General features: G+C 52.5%; 17 protein-coding genes. 9 read left to right on the top strand and 8 right to left on the bottom strand.

The window, feature by feature from the left end:
- Positions 1–43: 43 nt before the first annotated feature.
- From L6H70_RS17205 to L6H70_RS17195, 3 genes are all read left to right on the top strand, one after another.
- Positions 44–1,438 carry an ABC transporter substrate-binding protein gene (locus L6H70_RS17205; RefSeq protein ID WP_236335118.1) on the top strand — a complete coding sequence of 465 codons (1,395 nt, stop codon included), beginning with the start codon at positions 44–46 and terminating at the stop codon, positions 1,436–1,438.
- Between the two features lie 160 nt (positions 1,439–1,598).
- Positions 1,599–1,979, top strand: a complete 381-nt coding sequence (locus L6H70_RS17200) for a winged helix-turn-helix transcriptional regulator (RefSeq protein ID WP_236335117.1) — start codon at positions 1,599–1,601, stop codon at positions 1,977–1,979.
- A gap of 80 nt (positions 1,980–2,059) precedes the next feature.
- Entirely contained in the window at positions 2,060–3,193 is a 1,134-nt protein-coding gene (locus L6H70_RS17195) for an NADH-dependent flavin oxidoreductase (RefSeq protein ID WP_236335116.1), read from the top strand.
- A gap of 195 nt (positions 3,194–3,388) precedes the next feature.
- Here L6H70_RS17195 and pepT read toward each other — a convergent pair whose 3' ends face one another.
- The 4 genes from pepT to L6H70_RS17175 all read right to left on the bottom strand — a co-directional run bounded on the left by pepT (position 3,389) and on the right by L6H70_RS17175 (position 7,974).
- On the bottom strand, positions 3,389–4,621 hold the full coding sequence (pepT, locus tag L6H70_RS17190; RefSeq protein WP_236335115.1) for a peptidase T: 1,233 nt from the start codon (positions 4,619–4,621) through the stop codon (positions 3,389–3,391).
- Positions 4,622–4,810: 189 nt separating this feature from the next.
- Complete coding sequence (locus L6H70_RS17185; protein ID WP_236335114.1) at positions 4,811–5,506, bottom strand: sortase; 696 nt, start codon at positions 5,504–5,506, stop codon at positions 4,811–4,813.
- 30 nt (positions 5,507–5,536) lie between these two features.
- A complete protein-coding gene (locus L6H70_RS17180; RefSeq protein WP_236335113.1) occupies positions 5,537–6,505 on the bottom strand; it encodes a hypothetical protein in 969 nt (322 codons plus the stop codon).
- 455 nt (positions 6,506–6,960) lie between these two features.
- Positions 6,961–7,974 carry an LLM class flavin-dependent oxidoreductase gene (locus L6H70_RS17175; RefSeq protein ID WP_236335112.1) on the bottom strand — a complete coding sequence of 338 codons (1,014 nt, stop codon included), beginning with the start codon at positions 7,972–7,974 and terminating at the stop codon, positions 6,961–6,963.
- An 814-nt stretch (positions 7,975–8,788) separates the two neighbouring features.
- Here L6H70_RS17175 and L6H70_RS17165 point away from each other — a divergent pair.
- The 5 genes from L6H70_RS17165 (at position 8,789) to pgmB (ending at position 17,130) form a co-directional block, all read left to right on the top strand.
- Complete coding sequence (locus L6H70_RS17165; RefSeq protein ID WP_054942422.1) at positions 8,789–9,793, top strand: LacI family DNA-binding transcriptional regulator; 1,005 nt, start codon at positions 8,789–8,791, stop codon at positions 9,791–9,793.
- A 444-nt stretch (positions 9,794–10,237) separates the two neighbouring features.
- On the top strand, positions 10,238–11,665 hold the full coding sequence (locus L6H70_RS17160; RefSeq protein WP_236335111.1) for an ABC transporter substrate-binding protein: 1,428 nt from the start codon (positions 10,238–10,240) through the stop codon (positions 11,663–11,665).
- 224 nt (positions 11,666–11,889) lie between these two features.
- The gene (locus tag L6H70_RS17155) at positions 11,890–13,005 is read left to right on the top strand and encodes a carbohydrate ABC transporter permease (protein WP_236335110.1); all 1,116 of its coding nucleotides are present in this window, start codon (positions 11,890–11,892) and stop codon (positions 13,003–13,005) included.
- Positions 13,005–14,096, top strand: coding sequence for a carbohydrate ABC transporter permease (locus tag L6H70_RS17150; RefSeq protein WP_054942418.1), 1,092 nt, complete (start codon positions 13,005–13,007; stop codon positions 14,094–14,096). The genes L6H70_RS17155 and L6H70_RS17150 overlap by 1 nt, the downstream gene beginning before the upstream one ends.
- Before the next feature lie 25 nt (positions 14,097–14,121).
- The gene (gene pgmB, locus L6H70_RS17145) at positions 14,122–17,130 is read left to right on the top strand and encodes a beta-phosphoglucomutase (RefSeq protein WP_236335109.1); all 3,009 of its coding nucleotides are present in this window, start codon (positions 14,122–14,124) and stop codon (positions 17,128–17,130) included.
- 100 nt (positions 17,131–17,230) lie between these two features.
- On the opposite strand, the gene L6H70_RS17140 is transcribed toward pgmB, so the two are convergent.
- Both L6H70_RS17140 and L6H70_RS17135 read right to left on the bottom strand, forming a co-directional pair.
- Complete coding sequence (locus L6H70_RS17140; RefSeq protein WP_236335108.1) at positions 17,231–17,686, bottom strand: DinB family protein; 456 nt, start codon at positions 17,684–17,686, stop codon at positions 17,231–17,233.
- Between the two features lie 145 nt (positions 17,687–17,831).
- Entirely contained in the window at positions 17,832–18,809 is a 978-nt protein-coding gene (locus L6H70_RS17135; RefSeq protein ID WP_236335107.1) for a LacI family DNA-binding transcriptional regulator, read from the bottom strand.
- A gap of 289 nt (positions 18,810–19,098) precedes the next feature.
- Here L6H70_RS17135 and L6H70_RS17130 point away from each other — a divergent pair, with 289 nt between their 5' ends.
- Complete coding sequence (locus tag L6H70_RS17130) at positions 19,099–22,053, top strand: ABC transporter substrate binding protein (protein WP_236335106.1); 2,955 nt, start codon at positions 19,099–19,101, stop codon at positions 22,051–22,053.
- A gap of 114 nt (positions 22,054–22,167) precedes the next feature.
- On the opposite strand, the gene L6H70_RS17125 is transcribed toward L6H70_RS17130, so the two are convergent.
- Both L6H70_RS17125 and L6H70_RS17120 read right to left on the bottom strand, forming a co-directional pair.
- The gene (locus tag L6H70_RS17125) at positions 22,168–23,559 is read right to left on the bottom strand and encodes an aldehyde dehydrogenase (protein ID WP_236335105.1); all 1,392 of its coding nucleotides are present in this window, start codon (positions 23,557–23,559) and stop codon (positions 22,168–22,170) included.
- Between the two features lie 32 nt (positions 23,560–23,591).
- The gene (locus tag L6H70_RS17120) at positions 23,592–24,299 is read right to left on the bottom strand and encodes a Crp/Fnr family transcriptional regulator (protein ID WP_236335104.1); all 708 of its coding nucleotides are present in this window, start codon (positions 24,297–24,299) and stop codon (positions 23,592–23,594) included.
- Positions 24,300–24,337 lie beyond the last annotated feature (38 nt).

Raw genomic sequence — 24,337 nt, 5'->3', positions numbered from 1 at the left:
ATCAAATGAATGCGATTACAAAAAGAAAAGGGAGGGTTTTTAGATGAAAAAAAATCAATGGATGCTGGCTGGAGCTTCGCTGCTGCTGGCAGGATCACTGGCTGCATGCTCTTCGAACAATAATGCAACAACAGAGGCAGAGGGCGGCAGTGATAAACCCGCTGAGCAAACAAAGCTGGTCTACTGGTCGATTGACCGTCATGATTCTGATTTCATTGAGCAAAAGATAAGTGAATACGAAGGGCTTAATCCGGGTGTGGATATTGAATTTAAGGTGATGGCCGATAACTATGCCCAGTCCGTGGACATCGCCTTCTCCAGTAAACAGGCGCCGGACATTCTGCGGGTGGATACAGGAAACGTGCCGACTTGGGTGAAGAAGGGTTATCTGGAATCTTTTGATGAATACATTACGCCGGAAATGAAGAGCCGGTTCGAGAACGTACTTATTAATGAGAAGAATACCATTGACGGCAAAATCTACACCCTGCCGAATATCGGCCAGTTCTGGCGCCTGATCTATAACGTCGACCTGTTCGAGAAGGCCGGTATTGCCGCGCCGCCGACCACACTGGCTGAAATGGTGGAGGATGCCAAGAAGATTACCGCAGCGGGTAAAGACATCGGCGCTTATGGCCTGGCCGGTAACTTCAAGAGCGGAAGCGGGTTTGAGCGTATTGCCCATCCGATTACGACTCTAAGCAAGACAGTAGGGACGGAAGGCTTCAACTTCCAGACCGGCCAGTTTGACTTCGGTATGTATAAAGAGACGCTTGAGGCGCTGCGCCAGATTGTGGAGGACGGCAGCATGATGCCGGGTTCGGAATCGCTCGATATTGACCCGCTGCGGGCACAGTTCGCCCAAGGCAAAATCGGGATGTACTTCAACCACTCTGTTGAACCTAGCGTATACAAAACCCAATTTCCGACGGATATCCGCTGGGCTGCAGCGCTGCCTCCAACCGTGGACGGCAAGCAGAACGGTGCCAGCCAGGTTATTTCCGGCAGCTATCTGGCGATGAGCAAGGATTCCGGGCAGAAGGAAGCAGCCTGGAAATTCATCGAGTGGATGTACAGCGATGAGGTGCAGACTGCATACCAGGAAGGCGGATACGGCGTTTCGGTTATTCCTTCTGTTGCTGCTGCAGCGAAAGCTCCGGATATCCCGGGAATCGAATACTTCCTGCCGACGAAATTTGACGGAATCTATCCGGCCACTCCATTCGGGGCTACGGAAGGACGCCTGGAGGGAACCAAGAAGATGGACGTATTCAACAGATATATCTTTACCGGCGGAGATCTGGACAAGGAGATTCAGGATCTGAATACCCGTTATAATGCCGCACTCGAAAAAGCCAAAGCTGCAGGGGATACTACAATTGAAGCACAGCCGGACTTCAGTGCAGCTAATCTGCAGGGAAGCTTAGTCAGCGAATAAACCGCACCTGTAAGTAAACCAATATTTCTATAAAGACCGCAGGCCGAGCCTGCGGTTCTTTATGTGTAATAGATTCTCTGGTCCGGCGCTCCCGCCGGCGATGTGCGGCCCCCGGGTGTTTTGTAGTATGATGGTGGAGAACGAAAGGAGGACGCATATCTTGGCAACGGATATTAAAGACCGTATTAATTTGCAGGAAATTAATTGTGAGAAGGAGCTTACACTCGCCGTCATCGGCGGGAAATGGAAGCTGATTATCCTGTGGCATCTTGGCCTGGAAGGAACCAAACGTTTCAGTGAGCTGAAGAAGCTGATTCCCCATATTACGCAAAAAATGCTGACCAATCAGCTTCGTGAGCTGGAGGAAGACCAGCTTGTGCTGAGAAAGGTGTATGCCGAGGTCCCTCCGAGAGTAGAATATTCTTTGACAGAATACGGGCAGAGCCTGCTGCCTGTCCTGCGCATGATGTATGACTGGGGCAAAAATTACGGAAACAAAGTGATCTGGAAGGATACGGCTAAGGCTAAGGCGGAGGGATAGCGGTATTCTGTGATGTGTTCACCGCTGATCACCGCCTGCCGTGATACTTATATAGATTATATTAATGGAGGGAATAAGACATGACGCAAACCAATTACAGTCAGCTGCTGGACGACTACGGCTTCAAAAATGGAATTACACTGAAAAACCGGGTGGTTATGGCCCCGATGACCAACTTCTCCTCCAATGAGGATGGCACGGTTTCCAAGCCGGAAATCGATTATTATATTCGCCGCTCCAAAGGCGTTGGCATGGTCATCACGGCCTGTGTGTATGTGAGCCGGAGCGGGAAAGGCTTCCCCGGTGAATTCGGTGCCGACAGTGACGAGTTGATTCCAAGCCTGCGCGAGCTGGCGGATGCTATTAAGGGCCAGGGAGCCAAGGCTGTGCTGCAGATTTTCCACGGCGGACGCCAGTGCCCGCCGGATCTGCTGCCGGATGGCCAGACCGTCAGTGCAAGCAGTGTTCCAGCGGAGCTGCCGGGCGGCGGGCAAGGACCGGTGCCGCGTACGCTGACCGATGAAGAAATTCAAGTCATCATCGCCGATTTCGGGGCGGCTACCCGCCGGGCGATTACCGCTGGCTTCGATGGTGTGGAAATTCATGGAGCAAACGGTTATCTGGTTCAGCAGTTCTTCTCCCCACATTCCAATCTCCGCGAAGACCGCTGGGGCGGAAGCCTGGAGAAACGCCTGACCTTCCCGCTCGCCGTTCTGCGCGAAGTGAAACGGGTCGTGAGTGAATATGCGTCCTCCCCGTTTCTAGTTGGCTACCGCTTCTCCCCGGAGGAACCGGAAACACCGGGAATTACGATGGCTGAGACCTTTGCGCTGATTGATGCGCTCAAAGGGGAAGGACTGGATTATCTGCATGCATCGCTCATGGAGCTGTGGTCGCTGCCGCGCCGCGGCACGGAAGACAGCCGGCCGAGAATTGAGCAGATTGTTGATCGTGCCGGTGCCGTACCGGTCATCGGCGTCGGTTCACTGTACACGGCGGAAGATGCGCTGAAGAGTCTGGACACCGGCATTGACCTGGTGGCTCTGGGCCGCCCGCTGCTGATGGAACCGGACTGGGTGCAGAAGGTGGCGGAAGGACGCGCCAGTGAAATTAAGACGGAACTGGACCCTGCAGCGCAAGGTGAGCTTGTGATCCCTGACCCGCTTTGGGGCGCGATCACCAATACACCGGGCTGGGTGCCGGTTAAGGCTTAAGTTGGCTTCAATTGAGCGTTCTATAGCACAACCCGGCTACGGACAGTATTGCAGTTATGGCCATCCGGCAGCCGTTTCATAATATACAAACAAATCCCCTCTATCCTTCCGCTGCTTCGCAGGAGGATAGAGGGGATTTGTCATTTTCTAAACAGTTGGCATTGTACCATTTCTGCTGCGAGAAGAAGCCTTCAGCTAGGCTCTTTGCTCAAACAGTCTGGCAATTTCAATAATGACGTTTACGGCCTTCAGCATCACATCGACTGAGGCGTATTCAAACTTGCCGTGGAAGTTTTCTCCCCCGGTAAAAATGTTCGGCGTCGGCAGCCCCATATAGGACAGCTGTGAACCATCTGTACCGCCGCGGATCGGGAGGATCACCGGGGAGATGCCGAGGTTCACCATCGCTTCGTGGGCGATGTCGACGATATGGCGGACCGGCTCGATTTTTTCACGCATATTATAGTACTGATCATTCATTTCCAGCACAACATTGTCATCGCCGTAGGTGGATTTGAATTCATCGACGATAGCGGCGATATTCGCTTTGCGTTTCTCGAAGTTCGCGCGGTCAAAGTCACGGATAATATATGCCAGCTTGCTGTGCTCCGCCGAGCCCTGCATGGAGATCAGATGGTAGAAGCCCTCATAACCATCTGTAAATTCAGGTGCTTCACCCGTAGGCAGTCTGAGATGGAAGGCCATGGCGATTTTCGAGGAATGGACCATTTTACCTTTGGCGGTTCCGGGGTGAACGTTCACGCCCTTGAAGCTGATTTTGGCGGCAGCAGCATTGAAGCTCTCGTATTCCAGCTCACCGAGCGGCCCGCCGTCTACAGTGTAGGCATAAGAGGCGCCGAAGGCGGCAACATCGAACTTATGCGGCCCGCGTCCAATTTCCTCATCGGGAGTAAAGGCGACTCTGATTTTGCCGTGTTTGATTTCAGGGTGGGCCTGCAGATAGGCCATGGCAGTCATGATCTCGGCGATTCCGGCTTTGTTGTCTGCGCCCAGAAGTGTGGTGCCATCGGTTGTAATCAGCGTATGCCCTTTGTATTCAGGCAGCTCCGGGAAGCTGTCCGTTGACAGGACGATATTTAGCTCCGGGTTCAGCACAATATCCCCGCCGTCATAGTTCTCAATGATTTGCGGCTTCACATTCGCTCCGGTGAAATCAGTCGCCGTATCCAGGTGGGCTAGGAAACCGATGGTTGGAACATCCTTGTCACTGTTCGCAGGCAGGGTAGCCATAACATAGGCATGCTCGTCCACCGTTACTTCCGTAAGACCCAGCTCCTGCAATTCAGAAACCAGCTTGCGGGCCAGCTCCATCTGACCGGGGGTGGAGGGGCAGGTATCGCTCTCTTCATTAGACTGGGTATCTATTACCGCATACGAAACGAACCGCTTAATCAGTTCATCCTTCAATTCAAGTCATCTCCTCTTCATCTAACAACATCTAAGTATAGAATTCTCTATCCGTAAGCCAGAACCTTCCCGCAGAAACAGGCCGTCCGGCTGATAGCCGGTACAGCCGCTTCTTTGTGCCGCAGTTCTATATTAGCATGTTCTGTGCGGGGACTCATCTTTTGCAGGTCCATCTGCTTAAGAAAAATCTCAATGCTGTTCCTGAAGCAGCGGCTCCCGGCCGATCAGCGAGGCGGAGAGCAAATAGCGTTCCGGCGCTGAGCCGACATAGCTGAACGGATAGCAGGTGATCAGCGTAAGGATGGGGGTATCGCTCTCTTTAATCGCCCCCCGCTCTTCGCCATCTACAATCGTACTGCCTGTAACCTCATATACGAACTTGCCGTCTACCGTCTCTACCTCGATAAGATCATGTTTTTTGAGGCTGCCGAGACTGCGGAATACTGTATCGCGATGACCGGCCAGCACGCTGTTGCCGCTTGTGCCCACTACTGCGCTTCCCGTGTAGTGCCCGGCCCCTCTTTTCAGCTGCGGACGCTGTGTTCCTTCGAGGATGGCCACTCTTTTGTTCAGCGATGGAAAATAGATCTCTCCGATGACCTCGCCCTCCGTGTAGGTGGTGCCGGATTGGCTGATGCTGGTGTTGGTGCTGGCGCTGGAATCATCCGGTTGTGCGGGAAGGTTGATCATACCGGCGGGAAGCGGAGTTTCGTCTTCCGGGACGGTAAGCCGGGGAGCTTCCTCCCTCTTTTTCGCCCAATCCTCCAGGGCATGACGGGCTTCCACGGGCGCTTTGAAGATTTGCACGGCAGAATACACCAGTACACAGAGAGAGAGCAGGAAGATCAGCTTCACGGCAAAAGCTACCCCGGAACGTATCCTCATACTCTCTCCTCCAACCTTCGGCCCTTAGGCTTATTTCTTCGAATTCAGTCTGCGCAGCACGATGATGCTGAGGATCGCTACCGCCATACTGATTAAGATCAGGTTATACCACGGTTCTGCCGTATCAGGCAGTTTATCGCCGCCATCCTGCGGGGAGAGCGGGAGCTCGTCATCGTCCACCGTCACCCCGGGATCGGCAGACGGAGTAGGCGAACTGCCGGTAGCTATGCTTCCTGAGTCCGGAGAAGGTGTTGCTTGAGCATTGTCGCCGCCACCGAGTGGAACAGGTGCATCAGTTACAGTAACTTCATCTGTCCCCGGTGTAGCTGTCACAGCCGAAGTTGCTGACGGAGCAGGCGATGATGACGGTGGTTGCGAACCCCCAGGGATGGAGGTGAATGTCGGTGCAGGGCTAGGGCTGCTTGACGGATTCGGTGAAACAGTACTGGAAGGCGTAGGGCTGGCTCCATCAGATGGCCCCGGTGAAGCAGAAGCCGAAGGTGTAGGGCTAGGTTCCGTTGACGGCTGCGGTGAAGCGGAGGCGGTGAAGTTAAAGGCAACGCCAACCTTTTTCCCCTGAAACTCATTGCCTGCCTCAGCGGGAAAAACCACATCCATTTGAATTGCTTCCGTTCCGCCACCGGGGAGTGATCCTATGGCGACACGGCCCTCCGCCTGGCTCATCACTCCGGAATAGAGAATTACTCCCTCTTTTTGCAGGGTCATTTGCAGAATATTGTACAAATCCACGTCTCCGGAGAGAAATTCGAAATCTACAAAGTAATCAAACGGCTCTGACCCTTCGTTAATAACCGTATATTCTGAGGCACTCTTGTCCCCCGGCTGCATATTACTCATAATGGCGGTACTTTTAGTATGCGAATTGACCGTGAGTTTAATCGTGTCCTCTGCACTTACACCTCCGGCATGCCAGATAACACCGATCAGCACAATTAGAATGTAGGCGCCAATTATGGTCATATGGTATCTTTTCTTCACTTTCCTCCGCCCCTTTCTACTGGAAAGCAACGCTGCCCCCGCACAGCCCGACAAGAATCCGCCGGATCTGTGCTGTTTCCCCACCGCTTGTCGATATAAGTGGTATTTTGGAGGACTACTATGTTTGAGGTACTACAGCCTATTGAAACAGTACTTATAGATAGTATGGTCATATGTATGTTCGTTATAACGAATAATTACAGTATAATCAATAATTTAAATAAACAAAAACGATAGGAGCGCCTTAATTCATTGAAAATGAGTAATATATAGATAATTTATGGTCAATATCAGGTAATAGCTTCAGTTTTCTAACTATTTCTTTGGTTATATCGAAAACCAAGGTTTTTTATTAAGAACAAAACACAAAAAAACAAGGAGATCAACCGGAAGGAAGTGGTAGTTCCCTATCCCCGGGTAATCTCCTTGCTAATGATTCAAACGGAAATTCGTTTTTAATTGTCCTTGATTAGCTCCGCTACCAGCTCGTAGGAACGTAACCGTGCTGTATGATCATAAATCTGCGAGGCAATAATCCATTCATCCGCCCCGGTTTCCTCCAGCACCTGCAGAAGACGCTCCTTGATATATGCTTTGTCTCCGGCAATGGAATATTTCTGCTTATCGAGCAGGAGCGCTTTTTCCTGGGGAGACCATAGGCTCTCCATGTCATCAACCGGTGGCTGGAGCTTGCCGGTGCGGCCGCGGATAATGTTCAGGAACTGCTGCTGCTGCGAAGTGGCCAGCCAGCGTGCTGCTCCAGTGGTGTCGGCGGCGGTAATGCCGAGGCCAACCATGACATGCGGCTTGTCGAGTGAAGCTGACGGCTTGAAGCTGCTGCGGTATAGATGGAGTGCAGGCAGCAGATAATCCGGTGCAAAGTGGCTGGCAAAAGCAAACGGCAAGCCCAGCTGACCCGCAAGCTGGGCGCTGAACCCGCTTGATCCGAGCAGCCAGATCGGTACGTTCAAGCCTTCGCCCGGTGTAGCGCGCACTCCGAGCGGACGTGAACCCGCGCCGTTCGGATCGAAGTAGGCTCTGAGTTCGCTCAGCTGCTCAGGAAATTCGCTGCCGTCACTGCCGAGGCCGCGCCGCAGTGCTCTTGCAGCCGCCTGGTCGGAGCCGGGTGCCCGGCCAAGACCGAGATCAATGCGTCCCGGAAACAGGGACTCCAGGGTTCCGAACTGCTCAGCAATCATGAGCGGCGCATGGTTGCTGAGCATGATGCCCCCGGAACCTACACGAATGCTCTTGGTTCCGGCAGCCACATGCCCGATAACGACAGAGGTAGCCGAGCTGGCAATACCGGTCATATTATGATGTTCCGCCAGCCAATAGCGGTGATACCCCCAACCTTCGGCATGGCGTGCTAAATCTAATGTGTTATGCAGTGAATCCGCAGCTGTTCCGCCCTCCACAATCGGAGCGAGATCCAGCACGGAAATGGGAATGTCCCGCAGTTGTTTCACAATAATCCCTCCAAGTTATAGGCTTAACATCTTACAGCAGTATTTGCAGCTATGAATTGATCTACCCGGTAATTATAACATGAAATAATACTATTTACACACTTTAAGTAAGTTTGTGTCTGTGGGGAAGTGAGTAAGGAATGAGAAGCGAGGAGGCGAGGAGGATGGAGGTCTATAATACTGTTTTGGTTACGGCGTATGCTCTATGGATGGTCCACCGCCTGATGGACTGACTTATCAGTATGACTGGACTTACCCGCAAAAACCTAGTGGGAAAACCTCCAACTAATTCATCCATTTTCGCCTAAAAGCAGAATATAGGTGGAATTCCTCCAGCTAAATGCCTGTAATCTGCTGACTTTGATCCATAGAGAAGAAAATAGTTGGAGAAAATCCAATTAAGTCTTGCCCGGGGCCCGACGAGAGAAAAGTAGATGGAGAAATTCCAACTACTGAGATCAAGGAAAGGTTAGCTAAGCATCAGCCAGCTCATCCAAGCAAGCCACGGCACGCCAAACCGATCTTTCAGCCAGTCGCACTGCTCAGCCTCAGGAACTGCAGAAAGCTTCCCCCAATAAGGGACTTTTTCGTCCAGAAGGGGTTAGAACAGCGCAGATGCTACTATTGAGAAGCTTTTCAGAGATGATGGACTTGGCCCATAAAGTTGTAGCTCTACTCAATAGAATGGGTACTGAAATAGCTTTAATAGCCTCAAAAAAATAAAATGTAAGCGGTTAATTAAATCTGTTGTCAATTTACGGAGGCCTTGCTATAATCGTTTTGAAAAGCTTTTCTAAAAAAGGAAGTTACGTCTATGAAACCAACAATTAAAGATGTCGCCAGATTAGCGGAGGTGTCGATCAGTACCGTTTCCCGGGTTATGAATGCACCGGAGACGGTAGTACCAGGCAAGCGCAACAGGGTCATTGAGGCCATTAAGGAACTGAAGTATCAGCCCAATGCGTTTGCGCGCGGGTTAATTTACAAGAAGTCTTTTACACTTGGCCTGCTCATTCCCGATATTGAGAACCTGTATTTTGCAGGAGTGATCCGCGGGATGCAGGATGCCTGCATTAAGCTCGGTTACAGTCTCATGATCTGCAATACCGACCGTGACAAGGAGCGAATGCTGTCCTATATCGATACTTTCCATGAGAAGCAGGTGGATGGGATCGTGTTCGCCAGTGATGTGCTCTATCCAGAGTATTATGAGAAGCTGGTGGATTGCAGAATTCCTTTTGTGCTGGTGTCTTCGCATTCTGATGAATACGAGGTTCCATCTGTAGAGGTTGATGATGAGCTGGCGGCTTACGAGGCTGTGAAGTTCCTTATCGAGCTGGGACACAAGGAAATCGGCATGATCGGCTTTAATCACGATAATTCGGTATCCGGGCCGCCGCGTGTTGCCGGGTTTGTCAGAGCGCTTACGGAATCTGGGCTGGAGCGGAATGTGGAGAAGATCAAGTACGCCAACCACCGTTTTGAGCATGCCTATCAGGCATCGCATGAGCTGTTCAGCGATTACCCGGAGCTCACTGCTGTCTTCTGTGTGGCTGATGAGTTCGCCATGGGGACGATCTCGTATCTCAAAGACCGTAATATCCTGGTGCCGGGGCAGGTATCCGTAATCGGATTTGATAATTTGCGGATGTCCGGCATGTTTATTCCCAAACTGACAACCATCGCCCAACCAATCTACCAGCTGGGTTACCGTGCCGCGGAGAAGCTGCATGAATTGCTGACTACCGGCAGTGTTGCTGTAATGAAAGAAAAAATGGAGCATAAGCTAATTGTGAGAGAATCCTCCCGGGAGAAATAAGCTGATGCCGGTCTGTATGATGAAACGCCCCTGTCTTTGCATAAGGATAGCAAGGACGTTTCTATTCTATTATGAAAAGCTTTTCAGATGTCCCACCCGTAAGGATTACCGCAATAAAGCCTGATTTAACAGTATTTAATGCCGGTTTGTTTCGACACCTTAAGGGGATTTTCTACAGTTCACTACTAAATTTAAATATTGAAATAAAAAAAAGGGAAAATTATGCGGGGTGATAGTTGGAAACGCATACATTATATGATAATATGGAAATGTAAGCGTTATATTGTAGTCTCGGTGAAGATCATATTTAGGTGTAAACCAGGTTATGAACCCGTTTTTGAAAAGCTTTGCAAGGAGGTGGTTCAGCGGGCGGACGAGGGAGATTCCCGGAAACAGCAGACAAAATGCAGTCTCTAATACAATTATAAGGGGATGTATGAAAACATGAAGAAAGCTCCAGGACGTAAACTGTCACTCGCTATGGTGCTGTGTTTATCCTTCACCATGATGCTGAGCGGATGCGGCGGAAATAACAACAATAATGCTGCCGCACCAACCGATCCGCAGGCCGCAACGGAAGCACCATCTACTGATAACAACCAGACATCGACAAATAATGCAGGAGGCACAGCAACCGGAAGCCCGCTGGAATTAGCGATGAAGGGTGAATATAAAGGAACCAAAGTAACGATGTTCGGGCCATTCGTGGACGCCGACCAAGTGAAGTTTGAGAGCAGTATCAAAGAATTCGAAGAAAAAACCGGTATTGATATTCAATATGAAGGCTCGAAAGAGTTTGAAGCTACAATCAACATCCGGGTTGATGGCGGCAACGCGCCGGATATCGCCGATTTCCCGCAGCCGGGCCTGCTCGCCTCCATTGCCAAAACCGGCAAGGTGGTTGACCTGAACGGTGTGCTTGATCAGGAGAAGCTCAAGGGCAATTACAATCAGAGCTGGCTTGATATGTCCACTATGGACGGCAAAGACGGCAAGATCATGGCCGGGATCTGGAACCGCAGCAATGTGAAGAGTCTGGTCTGGTATCCGAAGAAGCAATTTGATGAAGCGGGTTATACTGTTCCACAGACCTGGGATGAGCTGATGGCGCTCACGGAGCAGATTGCCAAGGATGGCGATCCGGCATGGGCGATCGGTATTGAGAGCGGTGCAGCTACAGGCTGGCCGGCAACGGACTGGATCGAAAATATCATGCTGCGTACGACAACACCGGAGAATTATGACAAGTGGGTCAGCGGCGAGCTGCCGTTTACTTCTCCAGAAGTGAAAAACGCTGTGGAAATTATGTCTAAGATCTGGCTTAACAAAGATTATGTATACGGCGGCACCAAATCGATTGTAACTACAGCCTTCGGTGACGCGCCGAAGCCAATGTTCGAGAATCCGCCAAAGGCCTGGTTCAACCTGATCGGAAACTTTATTACGAGCTTCTTCCCGGAAACAGCCAAGGTTGATGAAGACTACGACTGGTTCTACCTGCCGCCGATTGATGAGCAGTACGGCAAACCGGTCCTCGTAGCCGGTGACATCTATGCAATGTTCAATGACCGTCCGGAAGTGCGTGCGGTTATGGAATTCTTCACCACAGGCGAATCGATCAAGAGCTGGGTACAATCAGGCGGCGTAATCGCTCCAATGAATGACGCTTCGCTCGACTGGTACCAATCCGAGTCCGACCGCCGGATGGCGAAGCTGGTACAGGATGCTTCGACCCTGCGGTTCGACGGCTCCGACCTCATGCCGGGTAAGGTGGGCGCGGGAACGTTCTGGAAAGGCATGACGGATTACGTGAGCGGTACAGCTACGCTGGATCAGGCGCTGGAACAGATTCAGTCCGGCTGGAACAACTAAGAGTAAGAGGTAAAGCAGGCAAATCTCAGGAACACCATGGATTGGAAGAGGGGCAGACTGCTGTGAATGACATCCTGCCCCTCTTTTTATTTGTTTGACCGCTTACGAAAAGAGTTTTGCGGCGCAAAACCAAGCGTATGCTTACGAAGCAGTTTTGCTGCGCAAAACCAAGCGTATGCTTACGAGGCAAGTTTTGCTGCGCAAAACTTATAGGAGGAGCTACTATGGATGCACAAATAAAGGCGAAGCCCGGGGTTACGGGTACGCAGGCCAAGCAGAGAATCAGTGCCAGGGCGGTGCTGTTATCACTCGGTGTGCTGCTCGCGAACATCGTTGTTAACGGGCTGATCTTCATGTTTTTCCGTGATTCCACGCTTAATCCGCTCCTGACTGCCGTTCTGGCGGTGCTGTGGGGCGTGCTGGGTGTTTATCTGATCTACTACACCCTGACCTGGGCTGTTGAACAGTACCCTGATCATATCCGCAGAAAAGTGCTTCCCTATATTTTTATCGGACCTGCGGTCATTATTCTCGGCTGGCTGCTAATCCTGCCGGCGCTGCGGACACTGTACTTAAGCTTTTTCAACGCTTCTTCAGAGAAATTCGTGGGACTCAGCAACTATGCAGCGATTTTCAGCGACCACTTGATGGCTACGGCACTGCGCAACAATCTGCTGTGGGTGTTTGTCGGCACGCTGGCCTGTGTCTGCTTCGGGCTGCTCATTGCCATTCTGGCTGACCGCAGCAGCTACGAGAAAATCGCCAAATCGATCATTTTCATGCCAATGGCCATTTCGTTTGTCGCCGCAGGCGTTATCTGGAAGTTTGTCTATTATTATCAGCCGGGTGATGAGCAGATCGGACTGCTGAACGCGATGGTCACTTATTTTGGCGGTGAACCGCAGGCCTGGACGAGTATGCTGCAGCCCTGGAATAATTTTTTCCTCATTATCATCCTGATCTGGATGCAGACGGGGTTTGCCATGGTTATCTTTTCCGCAGCAATCAAAGGCGTTCCTGACGATATTCTCGAAGCAGCACGCGTCGACGGCGCCGGTGAGGTGAAGATTTTCTTCGGAATTATGATTCCGTTCATCTCTTCCACCATCCTCACTGTGACTACAACGATCATCGTCTTTACATTGAAAATATTTGACGTCGTCATGGTGATGACGGGAGGTCAATACGATACAGAAGTAGTAGCGACGCAGTTCTACCGGCAGTTCTTCATGTACCGTAATTTCGGGTACGGCTCGACGCTGGCTATTGTGCTCCTGATCGCGGTATTGCCTGTCATTCTGATTAATCTGCGCCAGTTCCGCAAGCAGGGGGGATTCTAATGGTCGGCAAAAAGAAAAGAAAAGGCAGCAAAACGGTAGTTAACCTTATACTCGGCGTCATCTGCTTCATTTGGCTGCTTCCGACACTGGGGCTCTTTATTTCCTCCTTCCGTCCGGCAGCGGATATTCTGCAGACCGGCTGGTGGAAGGTATTCCCCCATCAGGAATGGACGGCAGGCGAGACCTTGAAGCTGTCCAAGGATGTGGATCTGCGGGAGCCGATTGAGGTGAACGGCAAGACCTACAGCGATGACCAGTTAAAAGCGGGTGTGAAGGCGGACGACAGCCGCCTGATCTGGGAGAACCGCCGGGCACGCACAATCAATGTGCAGGAGCAGGGGTGGAAAACAGTTCCTGATCTGACGCTCGACAATTATAACAATGTGCTGTCCGGTAAGGAGTATAAACTCAAGGAAGCTGATGGCAGTGAAACGATGCAGAAGGGCACAGGCTTATCGCAGGCGTTCTGGAATACGCTGACGATAGCAGTTCCGGCCACGGTCATTCCGGTGCTGATTGCCTCTTTTGCCGCCTATGCCTTTGCCTGGCTGCGCTTTCCGGGCCGCAAAACATTATTCGTAATCATCATAGCCATGCTGGTCATTCCGATTCAGGTGGCACTGATTCCGGTGCTGAAGGATTATACGGCGCTCGGGCTGAACGGCAGCTATCTGGGCATCTGGCTGGCGCATACCGCCTTCGGCCTGCCGCTGGTTACCTATTTTATGTATAACTTTATCAGCCAGCTGCCCAAGGATTTGTTCGAGTCGGCGTTTATCGACGGGGCAAGCCACTTCACGATATTCAGCAGACTGATTCTGCCGCTGTCCGTGCCTGCACTGGCCTCCATCGGCATCTTCCAGTTCCTCTGGGTATGGAATGATTATCTGGTGTCACTGATCTTTATCGGCAACCAGCCTTCCGTTCAGGTCATGTCGATGAAGATTGCGGATCTGGTCGGCTCACGGGGCAATGACTGGCATCTGCTGACTTCCGCTGCATTCATCTCGATGCTGATGCCGCTGGCGATTTTCTTCCTGCTGCAAAAGTATTTCGTCAGAGGGCTGATGGGCGGATCCGTCAAAGGTTAGCAGCGAATGGAGGAGAATGACTACCATGAAGATGAAGCCATATGAGCATCCGCCGGCGTTGTACCCTTACCGGGAATGGAGTCTCGGCGAGGATGCCTTTGAGGATGAGAACAATCAGCGGAGCGAGAGTGTGTTTGCGCTCGGCAACGGGTATATCGGCATGCGCGGCAACTTCGAGGAAGGCTACCATGGAACGACCGGCACCTCGGTTGCCGGGAACTACCTGAACGGGTTCTATGACTCTGAGCCGATTGTGTATCCCGAGGGGGCCTTCGGGCTCCCGGCGCGGAACCAGTCGATGCTGAATGTGACCGATGCGCGGATCATAGAGCTGAGTATTGAAGGGCATACCTTCCGGCTGGACAGCGGGACCGTTCACCGCTACCGGCGGTGGCTGGATATGAAGAGCGGTATACTGCACCGCGAGGTGGAATGGGAATCACCGGCGGGACACCGTGTGCTGCTAATGATCCGGCGGATGGTATCCCTGCAGCACAAGCACCTGGCTGCAATCGAATACAAGGTGACGGCGCTGAATTTCTCCGGCACGCTGCAGTTTGTCTCTGCGCTGGACGGGCAGATTACCCGCACCGAGGCCAGCGATGACCCGCGGCTCGGATCGGGCAGTGCCGAACCCAGCCTGCTGCTGGAAGATGCCGGCTATGACGAAGCGGCGGACATCCTCTGGATGCGGCAGCGGACGCGGCATACCCGGTTTGCCCTGCTGACGGCTGTAAGCCATGGGCTGCAGGCGGAGTCCGGCCGTGAGCTGAGCCGGCAGCTGATCGGCCAGCGGATCTGGGTCTGTTACGGAGCTGCAGTGCAGAGCGGGGAATCCGTGACATTGACCAAATATATCACGTACCATACCTCGAAGGACTATCCGGAAGAGGAGCTGCAGAGCCGTAGTGTTAAGGTGCTCAGCATGGCTGAAACCTGTGGCTTCAGCAGCTTGGCGGATGAACAGCAGTCGTATCTCGGCCAGTTCTGGGGACATACCGATGTGGAGATCAAGGGCGATCCCGCACTGCAGCAGGGCATCCGCTTCAATATGTTTCAGCTGCTGCAGTCCACCGGCAAGGATGGTGTAACCAACATTGCCGCCAAAGGACTGACCGGCGAAGGGTACGAAGGCCACTACTTTTGGGATACGGAAATGTACATGCTGCCGTTCTTTACGTACACACAGCCGGCTGTCAGCCGGGCGCTCCTGGAATTCCGTTATGCCACACTCGGCAAGGCGCGGGAACGGGCCGCCGTGATGTCGCAGAAGGGGGCACTGTATCCCTGGCGTACGATAGACGGCGAAGAGAACTCCGCCTATTTCCCGGCGGGGACGGCCCAGGCACATATCAACGCAGATATCGCCTATGGGCTCAAGCAATATGTGCAGGCGACGGGAGACCTTGATTTTCTGGTCCGAAAAGGGGCGGAGATTCTCTTTGAAACCTCACGCTTCTGGCTGGATCTCGGGCATTTCAATCCGGCGCGCGGTGGAGCCTTCTGTATCGATGCGGTAACGGGGCCTGATGAATACACGGCAATTGTGAATAATAATGCCTATACCAATCTGATGGTCCAGGACCAGTTCCTCTATGCCTATGAGACCGCCCGGCTGCTGGAGCAGCACTATCCGGAGGATTACGAGCGGCTCCGGCAGGCAATTGGGCTGTCCATGAAAGAGGCGGAGAGCTGGAAGGAAGCTGCCGGCAAGATGTTTATTCCGTTTGACGAGGAACTGGGCATCTATGCACAGGATGATACATTCCTGACGAAGCGGAAATGGGATTTCGAGAATACGCCTGCTGACAAATACCCGCTGCTGCTGAATTATCATCCGCTGGTGATCTACCGCCACCAGGTGCTCAAGCAGGCGGATCTGGTAATGGCGATGTTCCTGCTTGGAGACAAGTTCAGCCTGGCTGACAAAATCCGCAATTATAACTACTACGAGCCGCTGACGACACATGACTCCTCTTTGTCGCCCTGCATTCACAGCATCGTCTCGGCGGAAATCGGCGATTTGGCCGGGGCGTATGCCTACTTCGACCGCACCGTACGGATGGATCTGGATGACATTAACCGCAACGCCAAGGACGGGCTGCACATGGCCGCCATGGCTGGTTCCTGGATGTCCATTGTGAACGGGTTCGGCGGATTGCGGCAGTATAATGGGATGCTGTGCTTTGCTCCAGTACTGCCGGAGCAGTGGGAGAGCTACCGCTTCAAGATTACAGTCCGCGGCCAGCTGCTGGACATCTACGTGGACAGCGGGGCAGCCGTCTATACACTGCTGGAAGGCACCAGCCTTCAGATCAAACACAGAGACCGGATCTTAACGCTGCTATCGCAGGAACCGGTGAGTATCCCGCTTGCCCGGCAGCTCGAGGCAGTAATCTTCGATCTGGACGGCGTGATCACCGACTCTGCCGAGTTCCACTACCAGGCATGGCAAGCCCTGGCCGATGAGCTGGGCATCCCCTTCAACCGTGAGAAGAATGAACGGCTGAAGGGGGTCAGCCGCATGGAATCGCTGGATATTGTGCTGGAAGGCAGCGGTCTTAAGTTAACGGAAGCAGAGCGGCTTCGGCTGGCAGAGAAGAAGAACGATCACTATAAGCAGATGATCGGCAGCATCACGCCAGAACATCTGCTGCCGGGTATCCCGGAGCTGCTGGATTCCCTGGCGCAGCGGGGCATTGATGCCGCACTGGCCTCGGCCAGCCTGAATGCTCCGCTGATTCTGGAGCGGCTCGGCATTGCCCGACGATTTCAGGCGATAGCCGATCCGGCCGGGCTGCGCAGGGGCAAGCCCGACCCGGAAATCTTCCTGACCGCAGCGGAGTTGCTTGGAGTAACACCACGAAATTGCATTGGTGTGGAGGATGCATCGGCGGGGATAGCTGCCATCAAGGCTGCCGGTATGACAGCTGTGGGCATCGGCAGCGCGGAGCTGCTGGGCGAAGCTGATCTCCTGCTGTCTTCAACCTCAGAGCTGACCCTGGAGAGGCTCCTGGAGCTGCTCAGGAAATAACGGAGCTGTTACACAACAAACCAAAAGCCGCGGTTCTCCTTAAGGGAGAAGCCGCGGCTTTGCTGTTATCTAGCATGATTTAGATGTATAAAAGCACTGCCTATAACTCCGTATCAGGAAAAATCTGTCCCAGATGATGCTTCATATGGTTCAGATAATCGTCAATCAGCCACTGCAGGGTAACCGTTTCTCCAGTTTCAAGCCGGAACACAAGCTCAAGCTGGGCAGGGGAAAGACCGGATATCACCCGAAGGACGGACTGGTTGAGACTGATCCAGAGCGATAGGATCTCTTCCCTGGGGGTGCCTGCATACTGCTGGGCGGCTACCCATTCATTCTGGTCATAGAGGGCAAGGCTGAGCGGCTGAGGCTCGTATTGCACTTTGATAAAACGGGACAGATTGTTGAGCGCCGAGTCGCATAGATGGCCGAGGAGCTGCAGCTTGGACCATTTGCCCCCCGGACGGGGTGCGGCTGCATCTGCGGCATCGACCTGGGCAAAGGCCTCGGGGACAGCGGTCAACAGCCGCGTCAGTTCTGAAATAGCCTGAATCATGAATCCTCACTACCTCTCCATGTGATGTCGTATTGCTCCCAGTAAATAGGAGTGGTTGCCTGGCAGACGACTAAAGCTCATATTTTGTCGAAACAGGCTGCAGTGTGGGACACAGCAGCTCCTAATATAATCGGCCAGGCAGTTATTATGTCGTAGCGCCTTCTTCCAGTTCAACAGGCAGTATGTACTCGGCGGAGACGCTCTCTCCATGCACTTGCCGGATAATTAACTCCACGGCCAGCTTGCCCATCGCTTCAATCGGCTGGCGGATCGTGCTGAGCGGAAGTCCGAGCATATTGCGCAGCGCAATGCCGTCATAGCCGACAATCCGCACATCCCCGGGAACCCGTCTGCCGCGCTCCATGCAGGCCTTAAGGGCATAAGCGGCGATCATATCGCTGCCGGCAAAGATCCCGTCAATGCCGGGCTGTTCACGGAACAATTGCGCAAGCAGCCGCTCATACGCTGCGACATCAAAGCTGTTATCATCCGTATGCAGCAAAGTATGCTGAACCTGATGTGCAGCTGCGGTATCGGCAAAAGCCTCCGCACGGAGCCCTGATAATATATTCAGGCCGGGATGCCCGCCGATATGGGCGATATTGCGGCAACCTTTTTCAATTAATAAAGTCGTAGCCAATTGGCCGCCAAGGTAGTTATCTGAACACACATAAGGAATATCGGGTGAGATCTGCCGGTCAAAGGTGACCAGGGGCAGATTCATCTGCTGGTAGGCCTCCACCTCCAGCGTATGGCTGCCCATAATGATCCCGTCCACCCGGCTGGATCGCAGCATATCGATATATTCCAGTTCTTTATGTTTATCCTGCCAGGAATTACAGAGCAGGAGTTTGCAGCCGTTACGATAGGCATGCTCCTCAATATAGCCAGTAAGCTCACCGAAGAAGGGATGCGAGACATGGGGGATGATCAGGCCGATAATATTGGACCTTGAACGGCTGAGCGAACGGGCAAGCTCATTAGGCCGGTAGTTCAGTTCATCCATCGCCAGCAGAACCTTTTTCTTCAGTTCCTCGCTTAGATACCCCCTGTTGTTGAGCACCCGGGATACGGTGGTAACCGAAACACCTGCCTTTAGTGCTACATCTTTAATTGTAGGCATAATATCAGCCTCCTGTCCCTAAGCGGATCTTAACAAAATTAATTCTAACGTGGATGCCGGCGCAGTGTCTATCCAGGGCTAGCCTTATTCATCCTATTAATGATTTCAAAAATCAGCGTTTGCCCATATAATTAAAGCAGACAGTCCTATTAATAGGTAGCATAGCCCAGTCACAGTGAATGTTAACGCTTTTTTCAAGCAAAAGAGGATGGAAAAAGGGTTTCAACGAATTAATTATTGTCGAAATCTTCCGGTTTTTACTTTGGGATCGATGAATGGGAGTGTACTTATGGGCTTAAGAAAAACTCATCTCAAGGTATTCAAGGGCTTCCTGTTATTTCTTATGCTGTATGGGTTCCTTTATCAGCCGGCGTCTGTCAGTGCAGAGGAACTGCCGCCTAAGAATGTGCTTGTACTGCATTCCTATCATAAAGGGTTTGCCTGGACAGACGATCAGGGGGCCGGCATTGAAGAAACGCTCAAGAATGCACCCGAACAGCCTGTGATCTACAGTGAGTACATGGATTGGAAACGTTACCCCGGCAAAGACAACCTCAAGCAGTTCTATCAGACGATCAAGCTCAAGTATCAATCCATGCATATTGATGCCATTATTACGACGGATGATGCTGCACTGAACTTCGCAATTAAATACCGCCAAGAAATTCTGGATAATGCACCGGTCATATTCAGCGGCATTAACGAGCTGGGTGTGGAAGGTTTACATGATTTGAATAACATTACCGGTGTCATCGAAAAGATTAACCCTGCCCATACGGTTCAAATGGCGCTGGAAATCAATCCGTCTCTCCGTAAAGTATATGTCTTGTATGACAATACGGAAAGCGGACTCTCCACCGGCCAAATGGTGATGGAACAGATTTCGTCACTTCATCCGGAGCTGCAGCTATATCCGATGAATCGCCTCTCCAGACAACAGATTATAGATCAAGTCTCGTTCCTTCCATCAGACAGTATTGTGCTTATGACTACATACTTTAGTGACTCGACCGGAAGAACGGCTGAATTTGACCGGTTCTCAAGTGAGCTCGGCAAAAGCAGCAGTGTTCCGGTATACCATATCTATGATTTCGGCTTAAATCACGGAGCTTTTGGCGGAAGTCTGATTAGCGGAATCATCCAGGGGCAGACGGCAGCCGACCTGGCTGTGCGGATTCTGCAGGGGGAGCGCCCGGACAATATCCCGGTCGTCAATGACAGCAGCGTGCGCAATGTTTTTGATTACAATGAACTGCAGCGGTTCCATGTGTCCCTGAAAAAGCTGCCGGAGGGCAGCGAAGTCATTAACAAGCCCTTTTCCTTCTATGAGACGTATAAGGAGCTAGTGCTCAGTATCATCGCCGCGTTTGCGGTCTTGCTGGCCTTTATTTTAATCCTGTTGTTTTACGTACAGCTTGTCAAACGGATACGAAATAATCTGGAGAAAAGCAACGAGCGCTTCGATCTGGCGACCTATGCCTCAGATGCGGTAATCTGGGATGTCGATATGTCGACCATGGTCTACTATTTCTCTGACAGCTGGTACGAGTTGCTCGGATATGAGCGGGATGAAGTAGGTGAAAGTCATGGCGGATGGAGAGATCTCATCCATCCCGAGGATGCAGACCAGGAGAACCGCCAGCGCACCCAGCATCTGGAGGGCCGAACCTCTTATTACTACAGTGAATTCCGGATGCGGAGCAAATCGGGCGAATATAAGTGGTTCCAGGCCCGGGGCAAGGTACTGCGCAACAACAGCGGCGGCTTCGTCCGTTTTGCCGGCTCCATGGTTGATGTCACGGACCGCAAAGCATACGAGAGCAAGCTGCAGATGAGTTATCAGGAGCTGGAGTCTACCTACGAGGAGCTTACGGCACTGCAGGATGAGCTGATGGAGCAGTACAACAAAGTGGTGGAGAACCAGGAACTGCTGCAGACCAGTGAAGAGAAGTACCGGCAGCTGGCCTATAACGATGTGCTCAGCGGCTTGCCGAACCGCCTGTCCCTGACTGAAGCGCTGGAGCAGTTTATCAGGGATCATTCGGGCGGCCACGCGGCGCTGTTCTTCCTCGACATCGATAATTTCAAATATATCAATGATACGATGGGACATACCTTTGGGGATGAATTGCTGGTGAAGGTCGGCGAGCGGCTGCTGGAACTGTCAGATAGCCGCAGCAGGCATTTCCGGTTTGGCGGTGATGAATTCGTCATTCTGTTCCAGGACAGCAAGGGTTTTGCAGAAGTGACTGCCTACGCGGATTCCCTGGTGCAGGGTTTTAGGGAGCCGTTCCAGCTTGATGACAGCATTGTACATATTTCCACAAGTATCGGAATTGCCCAATATCCGGACAATGGGGTCAATGCAGAGGAATTGCTGAAGAATGCGGATATTGCGATGTATAAAGCAAAAGAAGCAGGTAAAGGGACGTATGTCATCTACGGACGGGATATGCAGCAGCATTTTGATGAACGCATGGTGATTGAATCGCATCTCCGAAATGCAATTGCCAATCATGAGCTGTCGCTGCACTATCAGCCGCTGGTGGATACCGCTTCAGGCGGAATCTGGGGGTTCGAGGCACTGATCCGCTGGAACAGTCCGGTGCTTGGTTTTGTTTCCCCGCTATCGTTCATTAAGATCGCCGAAGACTGCCGGCTCATTGTGCCGATCGGGGAATGGGTGCTCCGTACGGCCTGCCAGTTCATTAAGGATCTGCATGGACAGGGCTATGAGGGCTATCATATCTCGGTGAACATTTCGGTGATTCAGCTGATGCTGGATGATTTCACGGATATGGTACTGGGGATTCTGCAGGAAACCGGCCTGCCTCCGGAATACCTGGAGCTGGAGATTACGGAGTCCATCTTCATGGAATCCTTTGAAGCAATCAGCACGAAGCTGGAGTCGCTGAAGGAGATGGGAATCGGCATCGCCCTGGATGATTTCGGGACAGGCTATTCCTCACTCAGTTATTTGAAGCAGCTGCCGATCACGACTCTGAAGATCGACAAGTCGTTCATCGACAGTATCGATACCCCTAACAACATGTCACTTGCCCGGTCCATCGTCACGATCGGACATGACATGGGGCTGAACGTCACTGCCGAAGGCGTGGAAACTCCGGAACAGCTCGCCTTTCTGGAACGGACCAGCTGTGACAAAATCCAGGGCTACTTCATCAGCAAGCCGATTCCGCAGCATGACGTTGCCGACTGGGTAAAGGGGAGACGGGCTGGCTGAGGCGGGAATTCCGGGAGAATTCTATACATGGGCAAACTTTGAACATAGCAAAAAGCGGCTATTCCGAATCAGGATAGCCGCTTTTTGGTGTTCCTTGTTTTACTGTGCAACAGCTTACTTCAATAGCTTGCGAACCAGCTTAATCTTATTGCCGTAAGGCGGGTACACAATGCCGAAATCGACCCTTGAGCTTCTTTTGACGATGCTCTTGCGGTGGGAGAACAGGTCAAAGCTGTGCTTGCCGTGATACCCGCCGATGCCGGAATTGCCGACACCGCCGAACGGCAGGCGGGAGCTGGCAACATGGCTGATGGTATCATTCACGCAGCCTCCCCCGAAGGATACACTGCCCAGTACCTGCTGCTCCACCTGCTTGTCCTCGGTGAACAGATAGAGGGCCAGCGGCTTCGGATGCTGATTGATGCTGCTGATCGCTTCCTCCAGCCGGCCAAATTCGATAATCGGCAGCACGGGCCCAAAGATTTCATCCTCCATCGCGGCATCACTCCAAGTGGCCGGGTAGAGCAAGGTAGGCTCAATGTACAGATCCTCCGGTAGAACGGTGCCCCCAGTAATAATCTTGGAGCGGTCCCCTTCAATCATTCCGGCGATTCTCTGCAGCTGGCGTTCATTCACGATCCGCCCGTAATCCGGATTACTGCGGGGATTCTCTCCGTAAAAGGCCCTGATGGATTGCTTCATCAGGGAGATCAGCTCCGCGGCAACCTCCTTGTGGACCAGCAGGTAATCCGGCGCGATGCAGGTTTGCCCGACATTGATTAGCTTCCCCCACACGATCCGCTTGGCAGCCGTCTCCAGATTGGCCGTTTTATCGACAATGACCGGGCTTTTGCCGCCCAGCTCCAGGGTGACGGGAACAAGCTGCTTGGCGGCGGCTGCCATGACAATTTTGCCGACGGGCACGCTGCCGGTGAAGAAAATATAGTCAAACTTGGCGTGGATCAGCAGATTGGTCGTTTCCTTCTCGCCTTGCACTACCCGGATATAGCCGGGCTCGAAGGTCTCCTTGATCAATTCCTCGATCACAGCTGAAACGGCCGGAGTGCTCTCCGACGGCTTCAGAACTGCACAGTTGCCGGCGGCGATAGCCCCGATCAGCGGCTCGATCAGCAGCTGGAACGGGTAATTGAATGGCCCGATAATGAGTACGGTGCCGTAAGGCTCACTGATGATCAGGCTTTTCGACGGAAACATGTGCAGCGGAGATTGGACCTTAACGGGCTTCATCCACCGCTTGAGATGCTTCATCATATAGCCGATGCTGTCCAGCGTGAAGCCGATTTCCGTGGCGTAGGCTTCGAACTCGCTTTTGCGCAGATCCTGATGCAGTGCCTTGATGATCCGGGATTCGTGCCTGCGGATGGCGTCTCCCAGCTTCTGCAGCTGACGGAGCCGGAAGGCTGTCTCCTTGGTCACCCCGCTGTCAAAAAATTGTCTATGCTCGGCCAGCATAAGGCCGATGCTTTGCTCGCTAACTTCAGGCATTACTGAACCCTCCAATGGGATGAAACGAATGGTTATTTCTCTTTGCCGGAAATCGTACTGTCGGTGCGGATGTAGTCATTCATAGCTTCACGGTTCAGCAGGGCAATCCGGCTGCCTTTAAACTCAATCCAGCCGATGTCGCGCAAGTAGCCCATTTCACGGGATAGTGAAGGACGCGCAGTATTCAAATGCTCCGCCCACTCTTTGCGGCTGAACGGCAGTGAGATGACGTCTGAAGACTGCTGCATCGCCTGCTCCAGCAGAAAGTAAATCATCCGCCTCCGCAGCGGGCCTGCGGACAGCATCTCGATTTTGCGGTTCACCAGTACCAGCCGTTCAGACAGATTCTCAATGAAGCGGGTCAGCATATCTGTATCTGTGGTGAACAGCCTCAGCAGCTCCTGCTTGCCAATAAACAGGATAGAGCAGGGGCCTGTAGCCGTGGCAGTAGCCGGGACTATATTTTCTCTGCGGAACAGTACGGCTTCCCCGATCGTCTGTCCGACATTTAAATGGGCGATAGTTACGCTGCTGCCGGTGGGATGGGTTTTCTGGACCTCGACCCGCCCGGAGAGAATGATTCCGATCCGGTCCGCAGTGTCGCCCTCGGCGAAGATCAGCATGTTCTTCTGGTAGGAAGAAACGGAGTACAGCATCTTTTGCAGCAGTGCTTCTATCTCGTCCACAGACTTGCCCCGGAACAGCAGACAGGACTGCAGTACGGCAGGGTCCGGCTTCATCATTTTCCTCCAAATTTAAATTTATTCGGTAACATCCG

It is taken from the genome of Paenibacillus auburnensis (assembly GCF_927798115.1).
GTDB lineage: Bacteria > Bacillota > Bacilli > Paenibacillales > Paenibacillaceae > Paenibacillus_AQ > Paenibacillus_AQ auburnensis.
This window is presented reverse-complemented; position numbering and strand designations above follow the sequence as displayed.